At 66.7% G+C, this 19,599-nt stretch carries 18 protein-coding genes and 1 pseudogene; 2 read left to right on the forward strand and 17 right to left on the reverse strand.

Annotated features, from left to right (window positions below):
* Positions 1-186: 186 nt before the first annotated feature.
* A complete protein-coding gene (locus HCA61_RS23320) occupies positions 187-675 on the forward strand; it encodes an SRPBCC domain-containing protein (protein WP_169690567.1) in 489 nt (162 codons plus the stop codon).
* A gap of 10 nt (positions 676-685) precedes the next feature.
* Here the strand turns inward: HCA61_RS23320 and HCA61_RS23325 are convergent, their stop codons facing one another.
* The 4 genes from HCA61_RS23325 to secG form a co-directional block, all read right to left on the reverse strand.
* Positions 686-1,945, reverse strand: a complete 1,260-nt coding sequence (locus HCA61_RS23325) for a DUF6596 domain-containing protein (RefSeq protein ID WP_169690568.1) — start codon at positions 1,943-1,945, stop codon at positions 686-688.
* Between the two features lie 3 nt (positions 1,946-1,948).
* Entirely contained in the window at positions 1,949-2,293 is a 345-nt protein-coding gene (locus HCA61_RS23330) for a YciI family protein (RefSeq protein WP_169690569.1), read from the reverse strand.
* A 104-nt stretch (positions 2,294-2,397) separates the two neighbouring features.
* Positions 2,398-5,154, reverse strand: coding sequence for a phosphoenolpyruvate carboxylase (gene ppc / locus HCA61_RS23335; RefSeq protein ID WP_169690570.1), 2,757 nt, complete (start codon positions 5,152-5,154; stop codon positions 2,398-2,400).
* Positions 5,155-5,200: 46 nt separating this feature from the next.
* Positions 5,201-5,434 carry a preprotein translocase subunit SecG gene (secG, locus tag HCA61_RS23340; protein ID WP_054720914.1) on the reverse strand — a complete coding sequence of 78 codons (234 nt, stop codon included), beginning with the start codon at positions 5,432-5,434 and terminating at the stop codon, positions 5,201-5,203.
* Between the two features lie 210 nt (positions 5,435-5,644).
* On the opposite strand from secG, the gene HCA61_RS23345 reads away from it, so the two are divergent.
* Complete coding sequence (locus HCA61_RS23345; protein WP_247274649.1) at positions 5,645-6,556, forward strand: tyrosine-protein phosphatase; 912 nt, start codon at positions 5,645-5,647, stop codon at positions 6,554-6,556.
* 79 nt (positions 6,557-6,635) lie between these two features.
* Here the strand turns inward: HCA61_RS23345 and tpiA are convergent, their stop codons facing one another.
* From tpiA to rpe, 13 genes and pseudogenes are all read right to left on the reverse strand, one after another.
* Complete coding sequence (tpiA, locus tag HCA61_RS23350; protein ID WP_169690572.1) at positions 6,636-7,421, reverse strand: triose-phosphate isomerase; 786 nt, start codon at positions 7,419-7,421, stop codon at positions 6,636-6,638.
* Position 7,422: 1 nt separating this feature from the next.
* On the reverse strand, positions 7,423-8,634 hold the full coding sequence (locus HCA61_RS23355) for a phosphoglycerate kinase (RefSeq protein WP_169690573.1): 1,212 nt from the start codon (positions 8,632-8,634) through the stop codon (positions 7,423-7,425).
* A gap of 28 nt (positions 8,635-8,662) precedes the next feature.
* Positions 8,663-9,679 carry a type I glyceraldehyde-3-phosphate dehydrogenase gene (gene gap / locus HCA61_RS23360; RefSeq protein ID WP_169690574.1) on the reverse strand — a complete coding sequence of 339 codons (1,017 nt, stop codon included), beginning with the start codon at positions 9,677-9,679 and terminating at the stop codon, positions 8,663-8,665.
* A 140-nt stretch (positions 9,680-9,819) separates the two neighbouring features.
* Positions 9,820-10,797 (reverse strand): DNA-binding protein WhiA, encoded by a 978-nt coding sequence (gene whiA, locus HCA61_RS23365; RefSeq protein WP_206040498.1) that lies wholly within the window; start codon positions 10,795-10,797, stop codon positions 9,820-9,822.
* Positions 10,794-11,819 (reverse strand): uridine diphosphate-N-acetylglucosamine-binding protein YvcK, encoded by a 1,026-nt coding sequence (yvcK, locus tag HCA61_RS23370; protein ID WP_247274651.1) that lies wholly within the window; start codon positions 11,817-11,819, stop codon positions 10,794-10,796. Before yvcK ends, whiA begins: the two co-directional genes overlap by 4 nt.
* Complete coding sequence (gene rapZ, locus HCA61_RS23375; RefSeq protein ID WP_169690576.1) at positions 11,816-12,739, reverse strand: RNase adapter RapZ; 924 nt, start codon at positions 12,737-12,739, stop codon at positions 11,816-11,818. Before rapZ ends, yvcK begins: the two co-directional genes overlap by 4 nt.
* 134 nt (positions 12,740-12,873) lie before the next feature.
* Positions 12,874-14,895, reverse strand: a pseudogene (uvrC, locus tag HCA61_RS23380) (excinuclease ABC subunit UvrC); the annotation flags it as partial.
* 10 nt (positions 14,896-14,905) lie between these two features.
* On the reverse strand, positions 14,906-15,379 hold the full coding sequence (locus HCA61_RS23385; protein ID WP_169690578.1) for a PH domain-containing protein: 474 nt from the start codon (positions 15,377-15,379) through the stop codon (positions 14,906-14,908).
* Positions 15,376-15,858, reverse strand: coding sequence for a 6,7-dimethyl-8-ribityllumazine synthase (gene ribH, locus HCA61_RS23390; RefSeq protein WP_169690579.1), 483 nt, complete (start codon positions 15,856-15,858; stop codon positions 15,376-15,378). The genes HCA61_RS23385 and ribH overlap by 4 nt, the downstream gene beginning before the upstream one ends.
* Complete coding sequence (locus HCA61_RS23395; RefSeq protein ID WP_169690580.1) at positions 15,858-17,108, reverse strand: bifunctional 3,4-dihydroxy-2-butanone-4-phosphate synthase/GTP cyclohydrolase II; 1,251 nt, start codon at positions 17,106-17,108, stop codon at positions 15,858-15,860. The genes ribH and HCA61_RS23395 overlap by 1 nt, the downstream gene beginning before the upstream one ends.
* Positions 17,109-17,182: 74 nt before the next feature.
* Positions 17,183-17,788, reverse strand: a complete 606-nt coding sequence (locus HCA61_RS23400) for a riboflavin synthase (protein ID WP_169690581.1) — start codon at positions 17,786-17,788, stop codon at positions 17,183-17,185.
* Positions 17,789-17,825: 37 nt separating this feature from the next.
* Positions 17,826-18,842: a bifunctional diaminohydroxyphosphoribosylaminopyrimidine deaminase/5-amino-6-(5-phosphoribosylamino)uracil reductase RibD gene (ribD, locus tag HCA61_RS23405; protein ID WP_169690582.1), complete on the reverse strand. Its 1,017-nt coding sequence runs from the start codon at positions 18,840-18,842 to the stop codon at positions 17,826-17,828.
* Entirely contained in the window at positions 18,839-19,522 is a 684-nt protein-coding gene (gene rpe, locus HCA61_RS23410; RefSeq protein WP_169690583.1) for a ribulose-phosphate 3-epimerase, read from the reverse strand. Before rpe ends, ribD begins: the two co-directional genes overlap by 4 nt.
* Between the last annotated feature and the right edge of the window lie 77 nt (positions 19,523-19,599).

Here is a 19,599-nt window from a genome sequence, read left to right on the forward strand (position 1 = left end):
GATCCATGCGGCGGGCTCCTCACGTGGTTGCCGCGGCGTGTGGCCGCGTGATTTCCCTCTCGTCAAGTTCGACGCGGCGAAGACCCGAACGGTTCCCTCCCCCACCGAATACGTCACCGCAACGTGGGCGCACTGCGCGACAATGAGTGGAGCACGACGCCCAGAACGTGGGAGAGGAGGGCCACTATGAGCACCCCGACGACCATCCCCGGAGCTGTTCGCCCCGAGCAGGATTGCCCGGACGGCTCGAACCTGGTCACGCTGGGGTATCAGCGCGTGGTCGTGTGTTCACTCGGCGAGATGTGGACCGCCATGACCGATCCCGAGTCCCTTTCCCGCTGGTACGGCTCCTACACCGGTGACCCCACAACAGGATGGATTCGACTGACCATGTCGGATCAGCACGACACGAGCACCACCGATGTCCGGGTGGTGACATGTACTCCTCCGACGGGGTTCGTCGTCGACATCGACGGATGGTTGCTCGAAGTGGGGCTGCACTCGATCGGCCGGGTCACCACCGTCGAATTCTCCCATCGACACGTGCCCCGCTCGCAGGTCGGAGAGATCGGTCCCGGCTGGCAGTACTACCTCGACCGGCTCGAGGCTGCGGTACTCGGGACCCGGCTACCACGGTGGGACGAATATCCCGATCTCGCCGACGAGTATCGGTAGTCTTCATAGCTCACTGCAGCGTGATCTCGGTGAGCTTCATCGACAGGTACCGGCGTTCAGGCGCGGTACCCGCGAGGTCCAGCGCGCGCCGATACAGGTCGGCGGCTTCATCGTGACGTCCGAGGCGGTGCAGCAACTCGGCTCGGGCTGCGACGTACGGGTGGTGGTTCCGAAGGGCCGGTTCGTCGGCCAGGTCCTCGAGCAGAGTCAGTCCCGCAGCGGGACCGTCGCGCATCGCAACAGCCACCGCGCGGTTCACCGCGACGATCGGTGATGGCGTCAGGGCGCCCAGCACGTCGTAGAGCGCCACGATCTGCGGCCAGTCGGTGTCGTCGGCGCGCTCCGATTCGTCGTGCACCGCCGCGATCGCCGCCTGCACGGCATAGGGGCCGGGACGTCCGCCGGTCAATGCCTCACCGACCAGACACCGACCTTCGTCGATCATCGGGAGGTCCCAGCGAGCGCGGTCCTGATCGGCGAGCAACACCAGCGCGCCCGACGAATCGGTGCGCGCTTCGCGGCGGGCGTGCACGAGCAGGACCAGGGCAAGAAGCCCGGTCACTTCACGATCCGACGGGATCAGTTTGCGCAGGATCCGGGCCAGACGGATCGCTTCTTCCGCCAGGTCGAGGCGCTGCAGTGACTCCCCGGTGCTCGCCGCATACCCCTCGGTGAAGATCGAATACACAACGCCGAGCACCACCGGCAACCGCTCCGGCAGCTCATCGGGTCGCGGCACCCGGAACGGGATGCGTGCACCACGAATCTTGTTCTTGGCACGTACGATCCGCTGAGCCATGGTGGTGCGCGGGACGAGGAACGCCCGCGCAACCTCGCCGGTATCGAGTCCGGCGAGGCAGCGCAGGATCAGCGCGATGCGGTCGTCCGGCGACAACGCCGGATGCGCGCATGCGAAGAAGAGTTCGAGCCGATCGTCGGGCAGGTCGTCGCCCTCAGGAACCGAGCGGGGCGCGGATCTCTCGGATTCCACTGCGAGGACCGCCAGCCGCTCTGCGTAGGCGCGGTCACGGCGGAGACGATCGAGAGCTCTCCTGCGTGCAGTGGTGAGCAACCACGCTCCGGGGCGATCCGGGACGCCGTCCATCGGCCAGTGAATCAAGGCGGCCTCGACGGCTTCGGACGCCACTTCCTCGGCGAGGTCGAGGTCACCGAACCGGTGGACGAGCGCCGCAAGCAGCCGGCCGTGCTCCTCCCGGAACACCGCCTCGATCCGCAGCGCGGAATCTGCGGAGGTGTCCGGGTCGGTCACGACCTACGCCCCGAATTCCGCGATGGGTCGCACCACGACACGGCCGCCGTCGCGGGACCCGGGGCAACGTGCCGCCCAGTCGAGCGCAACGTCGAGGTCGGGTACGTCGATGACGTCGTACCCTCCGAGAACCTCACGACTCTCCGCGAACGGGCCATCGGTGACGCTGCGACGGCCTTCGGCGTCCACCTGAACGGAGGTGGCGGTGACGAGGTCTTCGAGGGCATGCCCGGAAACAAGGATCCCGGCCTCCTTCAACTCCTTGTCGTATTGCTGCCAATCCTCGAAGTCGCAGGTGGGCTCGATGTCGGATGCGGTGTCCGCGTAGATCATCAGCATGTACTTCACGACAGATCTCCTATGTGGGATGTGCGGCCGGGTTGCCGTACATGATGACGACGAACGGACCCGCTCCGAATCGACATACCGCGCGAAAAAATCTTTCGGGGATCTCAACCGCTGTTGCGCAAGGCGGTGGCGAGGCCGTTCATGGTCAGCTGTATTCCGCGCTTGACCTCGTCGCTGTCTTCGCCGCCACGATATCGCCGTAGCAGCTCGACCTGCAGGTGGTTCAGCGGTTCGAGATAGGGGAACCGGTTGTGCAGCGACCGTTCCAGGGCGGGATTGTCGGCGACCAGCGAGTCGTATCCGGTGATCTGCAAGTACGCCTGCACAGTGCTCTCGTGTTCGGCGACGATCCGGTCGAACACCCGCGCGCGTAGCCCTTCGTCCTCCACGAGTTCCGAGTAGCGGGCCGCCAACCCCAGATCCGATTTGGCCATGACCTGGGCCATGTTCGACAGTACGGAACGGAAGAACGGCCACCGTCGGTAAAGGTCCTGCAGGGTCGCGAGCCGGTCGGGATCGTCACCGATCCATTCCGTGATGGCACTGCCCGTGCCGTACCAGCCGGGAAGCATCACACGCGACTGCGTCCAGGCCAGCACCCACGGGATAGCACGCAGGTCGGCTATCGCCCGGGTCGGTTTACGAGATGCCGGACGGCTCCCGATGTTCAGATCGCCGATCTCCGCGACGGGCGTCGAAGTGGTGAAGTACTCGACGAAACCAGGCGTGTCGTGCACCAGATCCCGGTAGGCCCGGTAAGCGAGATCTGCCAGTTCGTCGAAGACCCGGTACGCCGCCGGTGCGTCGGCTCCGAGACCTTCGACATCGAGGAGCGTCGACTCGAGCGTGGCGGCGACGAGCGCCTCCAGATTTCTCCGGGCCAGAGCGGGATCACGATACTTCGCGGAGATCACCTCGCCCTGCTCGGTCAAGCGCAGTGACCCGTTCACCGCGCCAGGTGGTTGCGCGAGGATGGCGTCGTAGCTCGGGCCGCCGCCGCGGCCCACAGTGCCGCCCCTACCGTGGAACAGCCGCAGCCGGATTCCGGTGGCGCGCGCAGCATCCACCAGGTCCAGTTCCGCGCGATACAGCGCCCAATTCGCGGCGAGATAGCCGCCGTCCTTGTTCGAGTCCGAATAGCCGAGCATCACTTCCTGCACGCCGTCGTGCGCATCGACGAGGCTGCGGAACTCCGGGATGGCGAGCGCCGCGGTCAGGGTCGCCGCTCCCCCACGTAGATCGTCGATGGTCTCGAACAGAGGTATCACCTGGACGGTGCACCGTGGATAGCCTGCGTCGAGATCGAGCAGCCCGACTTCCTTGAGCAACACCTCCACTTCGAGCAGGTCCGAGACCGACGTGCACATGCTGATGATGTAGTGCTCGATCGCGGTGGGACCGATGCGGCGCACCGCAGCCGCAGCGGCACGAAGGATCGCGAGTTCTTTGGCGGTCTCTTCGGTCAGGTGCGCCTCGGGCGTGCTCAATGGCCGGCGGACGCGCAGTTCTGCGGCGAGCAGTGCGACCCGGGCATTCTCGTCGAGCTCCTGGTAGCGGTCGGTCACCCCTGCCCAGGCGAACAACTCGGCCACGACGCGTTCGTGGACCTCCGAGTTCTGGCGCAGGTCGAGCGAGGCGAGGTGGAAGCCGTACACCTCGACAGCCCCGCGGAGCCGGGCCAGGCGGTCATCGGCGATCACCGCGCTGCCCGCGCCGCGTAACGAGACGTCGAGGATTCCGAGATCGGCGAGCAACTGGGCCGGCCTCCCGTAACCCACCGGGTCACCCTCGACGGTGTCGGCGAGTTCGAGTCCCGGATGCAGGCGCGTCACGGTCGTGGAGAGCCGGCGACGGATGCCGCGGACCGCTCGGCGGTACGGCTCGTCGCAATGGGCAGGGTCGTTGTCGCCGGAACCCTCCGCGAGCGCCGTCAGCTGTTCGGTGACCGGAGTGATCCGAGCCGACATCGACAGTTCGCGCTCGAGCGCCGCGAGTTCGCCGAGGTGGTGGCGCAACGCCGTCGCGCTGGCCCTGTCGCATGCTGTCGCCACGACGTCGGCGTCGACGTTGGGGTTGCCGTCGCGGTCACCCCCGATCCACGACCCGGGGCGCACCAGGGGCTGGGTGAGGATCGCTGCACTGGGCCAGCGGCGGCGCAGTTCGCGGCGGATCTCGGTGTTGAGCTCGGGGACGACATCGAACAGCGCGAGTTCGTAGTACCGCAGACCGTTCTCGATCTCGTCGCTGATCCGTGGCCGCGACAACCGGATCAACGCCGTCTGCCACAGCGTCAGGATCTGGCGGTGCAGATCTTCGTCGAGTGGCTCACGCGCGTGCGCGTCGGCGGCCATGTCGCGGCGGCGCATGAGTTCGGTGACGGCAGTCTGCACGTCGAAGATGGTGCGGCGACGGGTTTCGGTCGGATGCGCGGTGATGACGGGAGCAACAAGCGCGGCGGCGAGGGCATCGGCGACGGTGTCCGGATCCAGGTGCGCCGCGTCGAGCCGGGCATAGGTCGCGGCGAGGGAGCTGTCCGGCGCTGGGTCGCCCGCATGGACGTGGACGGCGCGGCGACGTTCGCGGTGGAGATCCTCGGCAAGGTTCGCCAGCAGAGCAAAGTGACTGAAAGCGCGCACTACCGGAATGGCATCGGCGGTGGGGACCGCAGCGAGACGCGCGGCCAGCTCGGAGCGTTCCAGTTCGGAACGCCGGATCTGGAAGCTGGCGACACGTGCTGCTTCGACAAGACCGAAGATCTCGTCGCCCGCATGTTCTCGGACGACGGCGCCGAGGATGCCGCCGAGCAGTCGGATATCGTCGCGGAGTGGTTCGGTGGCCGAAGCCGGTGCGGTGTCGGTCATGCGCTCAGTATCCGCGGCCGGTTGCCGCTCCGCGAGCGCTACAGCGTCAGCTGAACTTGATCTGCAGCCCGATACCGAGGATCGAGATGACCCAGATGATGCCGACGAACAGGGTCACCCGGTCCAGGTTCTTCTCCGCGACGGTCGAACCGGACAGGCTCGATTGGACTCCGCCGCCGAACAGGCTCGACAGGCCGCCGCCCTTGGCACGGTGCAGCAGCACCAACAGGATCAGCAGGAGGCTGGTGGCGATCAGCAGGATGTCCAGGAACAGTGCCATGTCGGTGTTCAGTGCCCTTCGGCTGGTGGGTGACGTCGGCCGTCAGCTTACCCGGTGAGCGGATTCGCGCGGATCGTGGCACCCACGGCCACCAGAGTTGCTGTCCGCGGGCAACACCCTCCAAGAATCCAATTCTCTCTTCGAGAGTACACATTCTCGAAATTTGGATTTATGTTCGCTCGGAGTCATCTACCGAGCGAAAGGATCTGCGTGTCCAATTTTCAGAGCACCAGCCCCAACCACCGCGTCACACGTTCCGCTGCCGCGTTCGCACTGGCCTGCGTCCTCGCGCTACCCGGCACCGCCGCACTCGCGGCCCCGCTCGACGTTCCCAGCGGATCGACCGGACACAGCCACGACGACACATCAACCCCGACGCTCCGCCTCGCCTCAGTTGACAACTTCCGGGATGTGGCCGGGCCCGGCGGCGGCTACCCGGCCGCATTCGGGCTTCACGTCGAACCGGGCGTGTTCTACCGGTCGAACGCCCTGACCACCAGCGATGCAGATGCAGCAGCCCTCGACACTCTGGGAATCTCCGCGGTGTACGACCTGCGCACCGATCCCGAGATCGCAGACAAGCCCGACAGGGTTCCTACCGGTGCCGCATATGTGCGGCATCCTTTGCTGTCGGGAGATCTGAGTGCGACCGCGGACCTGAAGACGCCTGACGATGCACGCGAGTTCATGAGAGGCATCAATCGCTCCTTTGTGACGGACCCGGAGATTCGCGCCGAACTCGGCACGATGTTCACCGAGTTCGCCACCACCGACGGTCCCCAGCTCTTCCACTGCACGGAAGGGAAGGATCGGGCGGGCTGGACCGCTGCGATGCTCCTGTCCCTCGTCGGAGTCGACCGCGAAACGGTGTACGCCGACTACTTGCTCTCCAACGACTACTCGGCCGAACGTATCGAGGCGACACTCGCAGCGGCCACGGAGGCCCGTGGACCCGAGAAGGCCGCCGTGTACGCCCCGATGCTGGGGGTGGAGCGAGGATTCCTCGAGGCCGGATTCGACCAGCTCGAAGCGGATTACGGCACAGTGCACAATTACCTGCTCACCGGCCTGGGCCTGAGCCCTCAGACGATCGCGGCCCTGTCCGCGAAACTGGTCGCCTGACCCGACCGGCCACGAAAATGCCTGTGGGCGTGGGATCGTCACCGACCCCACGCCCACAGGCGTCACTACTGCGCCACTGTCAGAGCAGCGGGCCACCCGCTGCGATCGCAGAAAGCTGCGCGAACTCGTCGGCCTTGAGCGACGCACCGCCCACGAGACCTCCGTCGACGTCGGTCTGCGCGACGAGCTCACCGACGTTCTTGGCGTTGACGGAACCCCCGTAGAGGACACGGACAGACGCCGCGACCTCGGGCGAAGCCAACTCGGCGAGGGTCGCACGCACCGCGGCACACACCTCCTGAGCGTCGGCGGCCGAGGCCACCTTGCCCGTGCCGATGGCCCAGACCGGCTCGTACGCGACGACGATCTTGGCGATGTCGTGTGCGGACAGCCCGGCGAGCGAGCCCTTCAGCTGCTCGACGTTGTAGGCGACGTGGTTGCCCGCCTCGCGAACGTCGAGACCTTCACCGATGCATACGATCGGGGTCAGGCCGTGCGCGAGCGCAGCCTTCGTCTTGTCTCGGACGAGCTCGTCGGTCTCGCCGTGCAGGGTGCGCCGCTCGGAGTGGCCGACGACCACGTAGGTGCACCCGAGTTTGGCGAGCATTGCACCGGAGATCTCGCCGGTGTAGGCACCGGAACTCTGCGCCGACACGTCTTGCGCACCGTAGGTGAGCCCGATCTTGTCGCCTTCGATCAGGGTCTGCACCGAGCGGATGTCGGTGAAGGGCGGGATGACCGCGACATCGACCTTCTCCAGGTACTTGTCGGGGAGGGTGAACGCGATCTTCTGCACCAGTGCGATGGCCTCGAGGTGGTTGAGGTTCATCTTCCAGTTGCCCGCGATGAGCGGTTTACGTGCCATCTCATGCCTCCAGAACAGCGATGCCGGGCAGTTCCTTGCCCTCGAGGTATTCGAGGGAAGCGCCGCCACCGGTCGAGATGTGCGAGAACCCGTCGTCGGGCAGACCCAGCTGACGCACCGCCGCTGCGGAGTCGCCGCCGCCGACGACGCTGAACGCACCCTTGCCTGTGGCTTCGACGATTGCCTCGGCTACGCCCCTGGTGCCTGCCGCGAACTTGTCGAATTCGAACACGCCCATCGGGCCGTTCCAGAACACGGTCCGGGCCGCCGTCAGCAGCGACGCGAAACGCTGCACCGACTCCGGTCCGATGTCCAGACCCATCCACCCGTCCGGAATCTCGGCGACGGGAACGGTCTTCGCTTCGGCATCGGCGGAGAAACTGTCGGCCACCACCACGTCCTGCGGGATGTGGAGGACGTCGGCGAACCTGTCGAGCAGGCTCTTGCACGTGTCGATCATCGACTCCTCGAGCAAGGAGTTCCCGACGGAGATGCCCTGTGCAGCAAGGAATGTGAAGCACATTCCACCGCCGATGACGAGGGTGTCCACCTTCGGTGCGAGCGCTTCGATCACCGCAAGTTTGTCGGAGACCTTCGAACCGCCGAGAACCACCGCGTACGGACGTTCGGTATCGGTGGTGAGCTTGGCCAGCACCTCCACCTCCGCAGCGACGAGACCGCCCGCGTAGTGCGGAAGCAGCTTTGCCACGTCGTACACCGAGGCCTGCGCGCGGTGCACCACACCGAAGCCATCGGAGACGAACGCGCCGTCGTCCCCGACGAGTTCGACGAGCTCGCGGGCGAGCGCCTGACGCTGAGCCTCGTCCTTGCTGGTCTCACGCGGGTCGAACCGAATGTTCTCCAGCAGGAGGATGTCGCCGTCGGTCAGGCCCTCGGAACGGGCCAGGGCGTCCTGCCCGACGACGTCGCCGGCGAGCTGGACGTTGCGGCCGAGCACCTCACCGAGTTTCGCCGCGACGGGAGCAAGCGAGAACTTCGGATCCGGCTCGCCTTTGGGGCGACCGAGGTGCGCGGTGACCACAACCTTGGCGCCCGCTTCCGCGAGTGCTGCGATCGTCGGCGCAGACGCGAGGATACGTCCGGGATCTGTGATCGTCGCGCCGTCCAGGGGGACGTTGAGGTCGGAGCGCACGAGCACACCGCGCCCCTCCACCCCGGCGTCGAGCAGATCCTTCAGGGTCTGAACTGCCACTGTTCGGGTGTCCTGTTCGTGTGGGGTGTCAGAGCGACTTGGCGACGAGACCGATGAGATCGGCCAGGCGGTTCGAGTAGCCCCACTCGTTGTCGTACCAGGAAACGATCTTGACCTGATCGTCGATGACCTTGGTCAACGGCGCGTCGAAGATCGACGAATGCGGGTCGGTGACGATGTCCGACGACACGATCGGGTCGGTGTTGTACTTCAGGATGCCCTTCAGCGGTCCCTCGGCAGCAGCCTTCATCGCGGCGTTGATCTCGTCGACGGACGCCTTGGTGCGCAGGTTGGCGGTGAGGTCGGTGACCGAGCCGGTGGGGATCGGCACACGCAGTGCGTAGCCGTCGAGCTTGCCGAGCAGCTGCGGGAGGACCAGGCCGATGGCCTTGGCGGCACCCGTACCGGTCGGAACGACGTTCAGAGCGGCAGCGCGGGCGCGACGCAGATCCGAGTGCGGGGCATCCTGCAGGTTCTGGTCCTGCGTGTATGCGTGGACCGTCGTCATGAGGCCCTTCTCGATGCCGAAGCTGTCATCGAGGACCTTGGCGATCGGGCCGAGGCAGTTGGTGGTGCACGAGGCGTTCGAGATGATGTTCTGGCTGCCGTCGTACTTGTCGTCGTTGACGCCCATCACGACGGTGAGGTCCTCGCCCTTGGCGGGCGCGGAGATGATGACCTTCTTGGCGCCGGCGTCGAGATGGCCCTTGGCCTTGGCTGCGTCGGTGAAGATGCCGGTGGACTCGACGACGACGTCGACACCGAGATCGCCCCACGGCAGTGCGGCGGGGCCTTCCTTGATGGACAGAGCCTTGATCTTCTGGTCGCCGACGACGATGAAGTCGTCCTCGACACGCACGTCCTTGTCGAGGCGACCCAGGATCGAGTCGTACTTCAGGAGCGTCGCCAGGGTGTCGTTGTCGGTGAGGTCGTTGACCGCGACGATCTCGATGTCCGTGGTGCCGAGCGCCTTCTGCGCCTCGACAGCACGGAAGAAGTTACGTCCGATACGACCGAAGCCGTTCACGCCTACGCGGACAGTCACAGTGAAGCTCCTTTGCCCAGAATTTAAGTTTGCCCAGAATCCAAGATGAGTCTGCTGGTGTGACCACTACTCTAATGTGCGTGGTTCACCACTCGGGATCCGCCCTTGCGTGGCACGAATCACCACATCAGAGTGAAGCCCTAGGCTTCCTCGAGCAACTCCGCGGTCACCGCGGACTCGGTGTCGGGGACCCCGATTTCCTTCGCACGGCGATCGGCCATGGACAGCAGCCGTCTGATCCGACCGGCGACAGCGTCCTTGGTCATCGGCGGGTCCGCGAGTTGACCGAGTTCCTCGAGCGATGCCTGTCGGTGCTGCACCCGCAGCGTGCCCGCTGCCGCGAGATGATCCGGTACGTCGGCGCCGAGGATGGCCAGTGCCCGCTCGACCCGGGCAGCCGCCGCGACCGCGGCTCGCGCCGACCGCCGCAGATTCGCATCGTCGAAGTTCGCGAGCCGGTTGGCGGTCGCACGCACTTCACGCCGCATTCGACGCTCTTCCCAGATCAGCCGGGTGTCCTGCGCGCCCATGTGGGTCAGCAGCGCACCGATTGCCTCACCGTCGCGCAGTACGACGCGATCGGCACCGCGGACCTCACGTGCCTTCGCGGTGATCCCGAGACGACGGGCAGCACCCACCAGGGCGAGCGCTGCCTCCGGTCCGGGGCAGCTGACCTCGAGAGCCGAGGAGCGGCCCGGTTCCGTCAGTGAGCCGTGCGCAAGGAACGCACCGCGCCACGCTGCGGCGGCATCGGACACGCTGCCGCCGACCACCTGCGCGGGCAACCCCCGCACCGGCCGACCGCGGTTGTCGAGCAGCCCGGTCTGCCGTGCGAGTGCCTCACCGTCCTTGCCGACCCGCACCACGTAACGCGAACTCTTGCGCAACCCGCCGGCACCGAGTACGAGTACCTCCGCCTGATAGCCGTACAGCTCGAAGATCTCCTTGCGCAACCGCCGCGCGATCGACCCGAGATCGGCCTCCGCCTCCACGACCACACGTCCCGCGACGATGTGCAGACCGCCCGCGAACCGCAGCAATGAGGACACCTCGGCCTTGCGATTGCTGGTGCGGGTGACGACGAGCCTGCTCAGCTCGTCCTTGACCTCCGCTGTCATTGCCACGAGACGATCTCCCTTCCGCCACCGCCCACGGAACTGCTGTGTCCGTGCGGCGTGGTCAGATACTGTCCGAGCGCCCTCGCCAACTTGGCAGGGTCGTGCCGATGGGTGCCGGGTTCTGCGACGTCGACGAAGTCGACCTCGGCGCCGAAACCGGTCGCGGCGCGCCGAAGGTGCTCACGTTCGCGTCCGACGGGTACCGATGCTTCGTCGACGACGACCTTGTCGACGCGGAAGTCCGGCGCGTGCTGTGCCAGAACGTGCAGGTGACGTTCGGCGGAGAACCCGGCGGTTTCGCCTGGTTCGGCAGCCAGGTTGAGCACCAGCACCTTACGGGCGTTCGTGTGGATCAGGGCATCGTTGAGGTCCGGGACCAGCACGTGCGGGATGACGCTCGAGAACCACGAGCCCGGCCCGAGCACCACCATGTCGGCATCGCACACCGCATCGAGCGCCTCGGGACCGGCGGGTGGGTTGGCCGGGATCAGCCGCACACGCCGCACCTTGCCGGGTGTGGTTGCGACCGCGACCTGCCCGCGGATACATCGGCTCGCCCGCGGGTCTGCTTCGAGGCCGGAGACGTCTGCCTCGATGTCGAGCGCAATCGGTGACATCGGCAGGACCCGGCCACGCACCTGCAGGAGGCGACCCACGGCATCGAGGGCGGCGACAGTGTCGCCCAATACCTCGGTCAGGCCCGCGAGGATCAGGTTGCCCACCGAATGCCCGGCAAGGGCGCCGGTGCCACCGAAACGGTGCTGCACGGTCTGCGTCCAGATATCCACCTCGGCATCGGCGGCAGACATCGCGGCGAGCGCCATCCTCAGGTCGCCGGGGGGGATCACGCCGAGCTCGGCGCGCAGCCGGCCCGACGACCCGCCGTCATCGGCGACGGTGACGACAGCCGTGACCCGGTCCGTGAGCCGGCGCACGGCGCGCAGCGTCGCGAACAAGCCGTGTCCCCCGCCGAGTGCCGTGATCGCCGGACCGGTCGGAGAATCTCCCAGATAGGTACTCACTCGCGCCCCAAATCACGATGCACCACGTGCACGTCGAGTCCGGGTTCGCCGCTCAATCGACCCGCGAGGGCTTCGGTCATGGCAACGCTGCGGTGCTTGCCGCCGGTACAACCCACCGCGATGGTCATGTACCGCTTGCCCTCGCGCCGATACCCGGCGGTCGTCAGTTCGAGCATCCGCTGGTAACTGTCGAGGAACTCCGGTGCGCTCTCGTGGGACAGGACGTAGTCGCGCACCGGAGCATCGCGGCCCGTCTGTGGACGCAGGTCGGGAACCCAGTGGGGGTTCGGGAGGAAGCGCACATCGCATACGAGGTCGGAGTCCATCGGCAGACCGTACTTGAAACCGAATGATTCGACGGTCACCTGAATGGTGTCGGAAGTCGCGTCTCCGAAGGCCGTTTCGATCTTGCGACGCAGTTCCGGCCCCGTCAGCGCGGACGTGTCGACGACGAGGTCGGCCGCTGCCTTCACCGGTGCGAGTTGTCCGCGTTCGGCCGCGATCCCGTCGGTGAGGGTGCGGTCGGCGGTGTCGGACTGCAAGGGATGACTGCGACGGACCTGCTCGAACCGTCGGACGAGCACGGCATCCGTCGCCTCGAGGAACAACACACGGGTCTGGACCGGCCGCGCAGCCAGTTCGTTGACGACCTGACCGAGATCGCCGGTGAACAGACGGCTGCGCACATCCATGACGATGGCCAACCGTTCGAGCGGTGGCTCGGCGCGAACCGCGAGATCGATCATGGAGATGACCAACTGCGGCGGAAGATTGTCGGCGACGAACCATCCGAGGTCTTCGAGCGCGGTGGCTGCGGTGCTCATCCCGGCCCCGGACAGTCCGGTGATGATGATCACCTCGGCGCGGGGTGCGGCACCGTCGCGACTCGATCCGATGGTGTCACTACCGACATCCGTCATTGCTGCGACTCCGCTCGTATTTCCGACACGCCGACTGTGTCATCATTGCCCACCGGCGTGTCTCCTGCATCCGGACCGGGTTCCGGAGTCGAGTCGGGTAGGGACGTCGAGACGCCGCTCACCATCTCGGCACGGAGGGCGTCGTGCACGGTCTGCGCGGTTGCGCGACCGATCCCCGGGACCGCCGTGATCTCCTCGACGGTGGCCAGGCGCAGTTTCGCGACCGACCCGAAATGCATCACGAGCGCTTTTCGCCGCGTGTCGCCGAGGCCCCGGATCCCGTCGAGCGCGGACGCCGTCATGCGCTGCGAGCGTTTGCTGCGGTGGTAGGTGATCGCAAACCGGTGTGCCTCGTCGCGCACTCGTTGCAGCAGGTACAGCGCCTCGCTCGCGCGCGGCAGAATGACCGGGTCGTCCTCTCCGGGCACCCACACTTCCTCGAGGCGTTTGGCGAGACCGATCACGGCAACGTCGGTGATACCGAGATCATCGAGGACTTCCGCGGCCGCCGCCACCTGTGGCGCACCGCCGTCCACCACATACAGGTTCGGTGGGTACGCAAAGCGGCGCGGTCTGCCGGTGGCCGGGTCGAGCGCGGCCTCCGGTGCTGCGTCACCACCGTCACCACCGCCCTCGCCGGTCGCGGCGTGCGCGACGTCGCGGTTGTGACGGAGGAATCGGCGGCGCGTGACCTCGGCGATCGAACCGACATCGTCGGATCTGCCCTCACCGGCAGCTTCCTTGATCGCGTAGCGCCGATAGTCGGATTTGCGCGGAAGCCCGTCTTCGAAGACCACCAGTGATGCAACGACATCCGTGCCCTGTACATGGCTGATGTCGACGCATTCGATGCGCAGCGGCGCCGAATCGAGGTCGAGGGCCTCTTGAATACCCTGTAATGCCGCCGACCGAGCGGTGAAATCGCCGGCCCGCCGCAGTTTGTGCTGCGTCAACGCTTCCTTCGCGTTGCGCAACACCGTCTCGGCGAGCGCCTTCTTGTCGCCGCGCTGTGGTACGCGCAGCCGCACCGGCCCGCCCCGGAGACCCGACAACCAGCGACTCATCTCGTCCGGGTCCGGTGGCAGCACCGGAACCAGGACTTCACGTGGCACCGCGCTCGCAGCGCGGTCGCTGTCGGCGGCGGTGGTGACCGCAACCTCCTCGCCGTAGAACTGGGTGAGGAACTGTTCGACGAGCAGCGACAATTCTTCGTCGCGTTCGGCATCGTCGGATCCGGACGGCCGCGCGTCACGGTCCGCCGGGCGGTCGACGACGTCGCCGGACTTCTCCACAACCCAGCCACGTTGACCGCGGACGCGGCCACCGCGCACGTGGAACACCTGGACGGCGACCTCGAGATCGTCGCCGGCGAACGCGACGAGATCGGCGTCCGTTCCGTCACCGAGCACCACGGCCTGCTTCTCGAGCGCCTTCCGCAGCGCGCCGAGGTCGTCGCGCAGACGTGCGGCGAGCTCGAAGTCGAGTTCCTCCGAGGCATCGTGCATTCGTTTCTCGACCTCGCGGACGAGCCGGTCGGTGCGACCGGCGAGAAAGTCACAGAAGTCGTCGACGATCCGGCGGTGTTCGTCGGCATCGACCCGACCGACACAGGGAGCCGAGCACTTGTCGATGTAACCGAGCAGGCACGGCCGCCCGATCTGCGAGTGTCGTTTGAAGACGCCTGTCGAGCAGGTACGGGCGGGGAACACCCGCAACAACAGGTCGAGGGTCTCCCGGATCGCCCACGCATGCGAGTAGGGGCCGAAGTAACGCACACCTTTTCGTCGGGGACCGCGGTAGACGAACAGTCGCGGGAACTCCTCCCCCACGCTCACGGCCAGCATCGGATACGTCTTGTCGTCGCGATACCGCACGTTGAAGCGCGGATCGAATTCCTTGATCCAGTTGTACTCGAGTTGCAGCGCCTCGACTTCGGTGCGCACCACCGTCCACTCGACGCTGCCTGCGGTGGTGACCATCTGCCGGGTGCGCGGGTGCAATGAGGAGACGTCGGCGAAGTACGAATTCAAACGCGAGCGCAAGCTCTTGGCCTTGCCGACGTAGACGACCCGGCCGTGCGGGTCGCGGAATCTGTACACCCCCGGCTCCGTGGGGATGGTGCCGGGGGCGGGGCGGTATGTCGAGGGGTCGGGCACGACGTCCAGGCTAGCCGTCGGCGCCGACACCCCGGCCGTACCGTGCTTCTATCGCACGAAAGCGCTCCAAGGCGTCGACAGCGTGTGCACCGTCGCGGGCCTGCACCGCGACCACGGCCAGATACTCGTCGTCGGGAAGTTCGAGATGAGCCCAGGGCGCGTCGTGCGGAAACGAGATTCCACGCACGTGACTCCAGCCGAAATGCTTCTCCTGGAACATGTTCCGAATCGAGATACCGCTCGCGCCTACACGCAGCCGGGGGCGGGTGAACAGCAGTACCCCGGCCGCGACCACAAGTCCGATCAGGACCATCGCGATCTGGTCGGCGACCCGCAGGTGCACACCGGTGTCGCCGCCCGACCGCAGGACCACGGCCGCACCGATGTGTGCGACCACCAGGAACCCGGCGATGATCTGCGCCGCCCGGGTCATCTTGCGTGCGCGAACGTCGAGTTCCCACTCGGTGTCGGTCGCTGCTGTCACCGCGCTGCTCCTCGGAGCCGTCGCAGAGTCACGGCGGTGTCGAGTGCGGCTGCACATGCCTGGCCGCCTTTGTCCTCGATCGAATCCGGCAGCCCGGCACGGTCGAGTGCCTGCTGCTCGGTGTCGGTGGTGAGCACACCATTGCCGACCGGTGTGCCCTCGTCGAGGGCGACGCGGGTCAATCCGTAGGTCACGGCGTCGCACACGTACTCGAAGTGCGGGGTGCCGCCGCGGATCACGACACCCAACGCGACCACGGCATCGTGGGTGCGGGCAAGTTGCTGCGCGACCACGGGCAGTTCGATCGCACCTGCGACACGTTCGACGGTGATCTCGGTGATCCCGGCGTCCACGGCGACTCGGTGAGCCCCGGCGATGAGCGCATCGGAGATCGTAGTGTGCCAGCGGCCCGCGACGATCGCCACACGCAGACCGGCGGCATCCGCGAGTTGCAGGTCGGGCAGCCCTTCACAGCTCATCAGGCGTCACCGGCTTCGTAGTCGTCGAGTCCGATCAGGTCGTGACCCATCCGGTCGCGCTTGGTACGCAGGTAGGTGAGATTCTCCGAGTTGGCACGCAGCGGCATCGGGACACGCTCGGTGATCTGCAGTCCGTATCCGTCCAGCCCGACCCGCTTGGCCGGGTTGTTGGTCAGCAACCGCATCGATGCGATACCGAGATCTACGAGGATCTGCGCGCCGATGCCGTAGTCGCGTGCGTCGGCGGGCAACCCGAGTTCCAGGTTCGCGTCGACGGTGTCGGACCCCGCATCCTGCAGCTGATAGGCCTGCAGTTTGTGCATCAGCCCGATGCCACGGCCCTCGTGCCCACGCATGTAGAGCACGACACCGCGCCCCTCCGCGGCCACCATCTCGAGTGCCGCGTCGAGTTGAGGACCGCAATCGCAGCGCAGCGATCCGAACACGTCACCGGTCAGGCATTCGGAGTGCACGCGTACCAGCACGTCTGCGCCGTCACCGTCGGGTCCGGCGAGGTCACCGCGGACGAGTGCGACATGTTCGACCTCGTCGTAGATGCTCTGGTACCCGACCGCGGTGAAGTCACCGTGCCGGGTGGGGATACGGGCCTCGGCGACCCGCACCACGTGCTTCTCGTGCTTGCGGCGCCACGCGATGAGATCCGCGATGGAGATCAGGGCGAGGTCGTGTTCGTCGGCGAACACCCGAAGCTCGTCGGTGCGGGCCATGTGGCCCTCGTCCTTCTGCGACACGATCTCGCAGATCACGCCTGCCGGGCGCAGATCTGCCATTCGGGCGAGGTCGACGGCCGCCTCGGTGTGGCCGGGGCGTCGCAGGACGCCCCCCTCCTTCGCGCGCAGCGGCACGACGTGGCCCGGACGCGTGAAGTCCAGCACGGTCGAGTCGGGGTCGGCGAGCAGCCGCATCGTGGTGGCACGGTCGGACGCCGAGATGCCGGTGCCGATACCTTCCTTCGCGTCGACGGTGACCGTGTACGCGGTACCGTGCTTGTCCTGGTTCGTGGAGTACATGGGGGGCAGACCGAGCCGGTCGCAGTCGTCACCGTCGAGCGGCACACACAGATAACCGGAGGTATAGCGCACCATGAACGCCACGAGTTCGGGAGTGGCCTTCTCCGCAGCGAAGATGAGGTCGCCCTCGTTTTCACGGTCTTCGTCGTCGACCACGACGACCGCCTTACCGGCGGCGATGTCGGCGACCGCGCGCTCGATGGTGTCGAACCTCGTCACTTGCCCTGACTCCAAATCTTCTAGTCGGACGACTCGTGCTTCGCGTCCACTGTCCTGTTCCACAGTACGACCTCTCACCGAGCGTTCTGCAGTCGCTCCACGTACTTCGCGATCACGTCGACCTCGAGGTTGACGGTGGTACCCGCCTCGGCGCCACCGAGCGTGGTCAGCGACAACGTCGTCGGGATCAGTGAGATCTCGAACCATTCGTCGCCGGGTTCGCCGCCGAGCGCCGACACCGTCAGCGACACACCGTCTACCGTGATCGAACCCTTCTCGACGACATACCGGGCGATGCTCGCAGGCAACGAAATCCGGACCACCGTCCAGTTCTCGGACGGCGTGAGCAAGAGCACGGCTCCGGTACCGTCGACGTGGCCCTGAACGATGTGCCCGCCGAGACGACTGTTCACCGCCGCCGCGCGTTCGAGGTTGACGCGGCTGCCCGCAGTGAGACCTTCGAGGCTCGAACGGTTCAATGTCTCCTGCATCACATCCGTGGTGAAGGAGTCGGTGTCGACCACGTCGACGACGGTCAGGCACACACCGTTGACCGCGATCGAGTCGCCGTGTTTGGCGTCGGCTGTCACCACCGGCCCCCGCACAGTGAATCGAGCAGCATCCGCGAGGTCTTCGCGCGCCACGATTTCACCCAGTTCTTCCACGATGCCGGTGAACACGGTCGGCTCCTTCACTCCCGGTCCGGGACCGGGTTCGTCAGTCCCGGTCCGGGACCAGGGTCATGAGGACATCGGCGCCGACGGTCTCGACGCGCTCCCGACGAAACCGTAGCGCCTCGGTGATCGTGGTGACGCCCGCGTCCTGCACAGCGGCGGTGCCGTCTCCGAGCACGACCGGCGCGATGTAGGCCTGGATTCGATCGACCCGGCGGGCCGCGAGGAATGCCCCCGCGAGACGCGGGCCACCTTCGAGGAGCACGTCGGGGTGATCGGCGAGCGCAGCAAGGACCTCGTCGACGTCGTGGGTGCGCAGCACCAGGGTGGGCGCGCTGTCGTCGAGCACTCGCGCATCGGTGGGAAGGTCGCTGAACCCGACGACCACACGCAAGGGCTGATGGGGCGCGAGATCACCGTCGGGCAGACGCGCGGTCAACCATGGGTCGTCGGCGAGAACGGTGCCGGTGCCCACGACGATCGCGTCCAGTCTGCTGCGTTCGTCGTGCACGCGTGTGCGGGCGTCCGCTCCGGAGATCCACTGGCTGGTGCCGTCGGCGGCCGCGCTGCGCCCGTCGAGCCCCGCCGCGTACTTCCAGGTCACGTGCGGCCGGCCGGTGCGTTGCCGATGCAGCCACGTGCGAAGTGAGCTGTTGGCCACACTGTCCGCGCCGAGACCTTCGTGGACCGCCACGCCTGCGCCACGCAGGGTGTCTGCGCCGCCCCCGGCAACCGGGTTCGGATCTGCGATCGCGTAGTGCACTGTCGCAATGCCGGCATCGATCAAAGCTTGTGCGCAGGGTCCGGTACGACCGGTGTGGTTGCAGGGTTCGAGGGTGACGACGGCGGTTCCGCCACGCGCCCTGTCTCCGGCGGCCGCCAGGGCGCGCACTTCGGCGTGGGGACCGCCGGGCGGTGCAGTGGCCCCCACTCCGACGATTCGACCGTTCGCGTCGACGATGGTCGCGCCCACCGGCGGATTGGGGCTCGTCGTCCCACGCACTGCTTCCGCGGCGTCGAGCGCGAACTGCAGCGCTTCGGTGAGTTCCGGCGCGATCACGGCGCGAGGGTCAGGTGCGCGGAGGCCTTCCCTGCCTGCGCGCGCAGTTTGCGCACCGCGTCTGCGGGATCCTCCGCGCCGTAGACCGCAGAACCTGCGACGAAACAATCGACACCGGCCTCGGCAGCGGCCTCGATGGTATCGGCGTTGATCCCCCCGTCGATCTCCACGAGAAGGCGCAGTTCACCGGAATCCACCAGTTTCCGGACCGCGCGGGCTTTGCCGAGCACGTCGGGGATGAAGGACTGCCCACCGAATCCCGGTTCGACACTCATCACGAGAAGCGTGTCGAACTCTTTCAGGATCTCGAGATACGGCTCGATGGGGGTGCCGGGCTTCACAGACAGTCCGGCCTTACCACCTGCGGCGCGGATATCCCGCGCGACAGCGATGGGATCGTCCGTGGCCTCGGCGTGAAACGTGACGTTGTGCGCGCCGGCCTCGGCGTACGGCGGCGCCCACCTACCCGGATCCTCGATCATCAGATGACAGTCGAGAGGGATGTCGGTTGCCTTCAGCAAGGACTGCACGATCGGCAGGCCGAGAGTCAGGTTCGGTACGAAATGCGCGTCCATGACATCGACATGCAACCAATCGGCGCCGGCGACGGCCTGGGCCTCGTCGGCGAGGCGTGCGAAATCCGCGGACAGGATGGAGGGGGCAATCATCGGGTGGGCCACATCGGTCGAGTCTAGTGCGCGCGATGACGTCCGTGTCGGTGCGGGCTACACACCGAATCGGGGACTTTCTGCCCTGG

The organism is Rhodococcus sp. HNM0563 (genome assembly GCF_012726195.1).
GTDB lineage: Bacteria > Actinomycetota > Actinomycetes > Mycobacteriales > Mycobacteriaceae > Rhodococcus.

Excerpts from the sequence above, each read along its gene's own strand:
- ribH (WP_169690579.1), bottom strand. The coding sequence starts at position 15,858 with ATGAGCTGTGAAGGGCTGCCCGACCTGCAACTCGCGGATGCCGCCGGT.
- tpiA (WP_169690572.1), bottom strand. The coding sequence starts at position 7,421 with ATGGCACGTAAACCGCTCATCGCGGGCAACTGGAAGATGAACCTCAAC.
- secG (WP_054720914.1), bottom strand. The coding sequence starts at position 5,434 with ATGGCACTGTTCCTGGACATCCTGCTGATCGCCACCAGCCTCCTGCTG.
- HCA61_RS23320 (WP_169690567.1), top strand. The coding sequence starts at position 187 with ATGAGCACCCCGACGACCATCCCCGGAGCTGTTCGCCCCGAGCAGGAT.
- rapZ (WP_169690576.1), bottom strand. The coding sequence starts at position 12,739 with ATGACGGATGTCGGTAGTGACACCATCGGATCGAGTCGCGACGGTGCC.
- whiA (WP_206040498.1), bottom strand. The coding sequence starts at position 10,797 with ATGACAGCGGAGGTCAAGGACGAGCTGAGCAGGCTCGTCGTCACCCGC.
- ppc (WP_169690570.1), bottom strand. The coding sequence starts at position 5,154 with ATGACCGACACCGCACCGGCTTCGGCCACCGAACCACTCCGCGACGAT.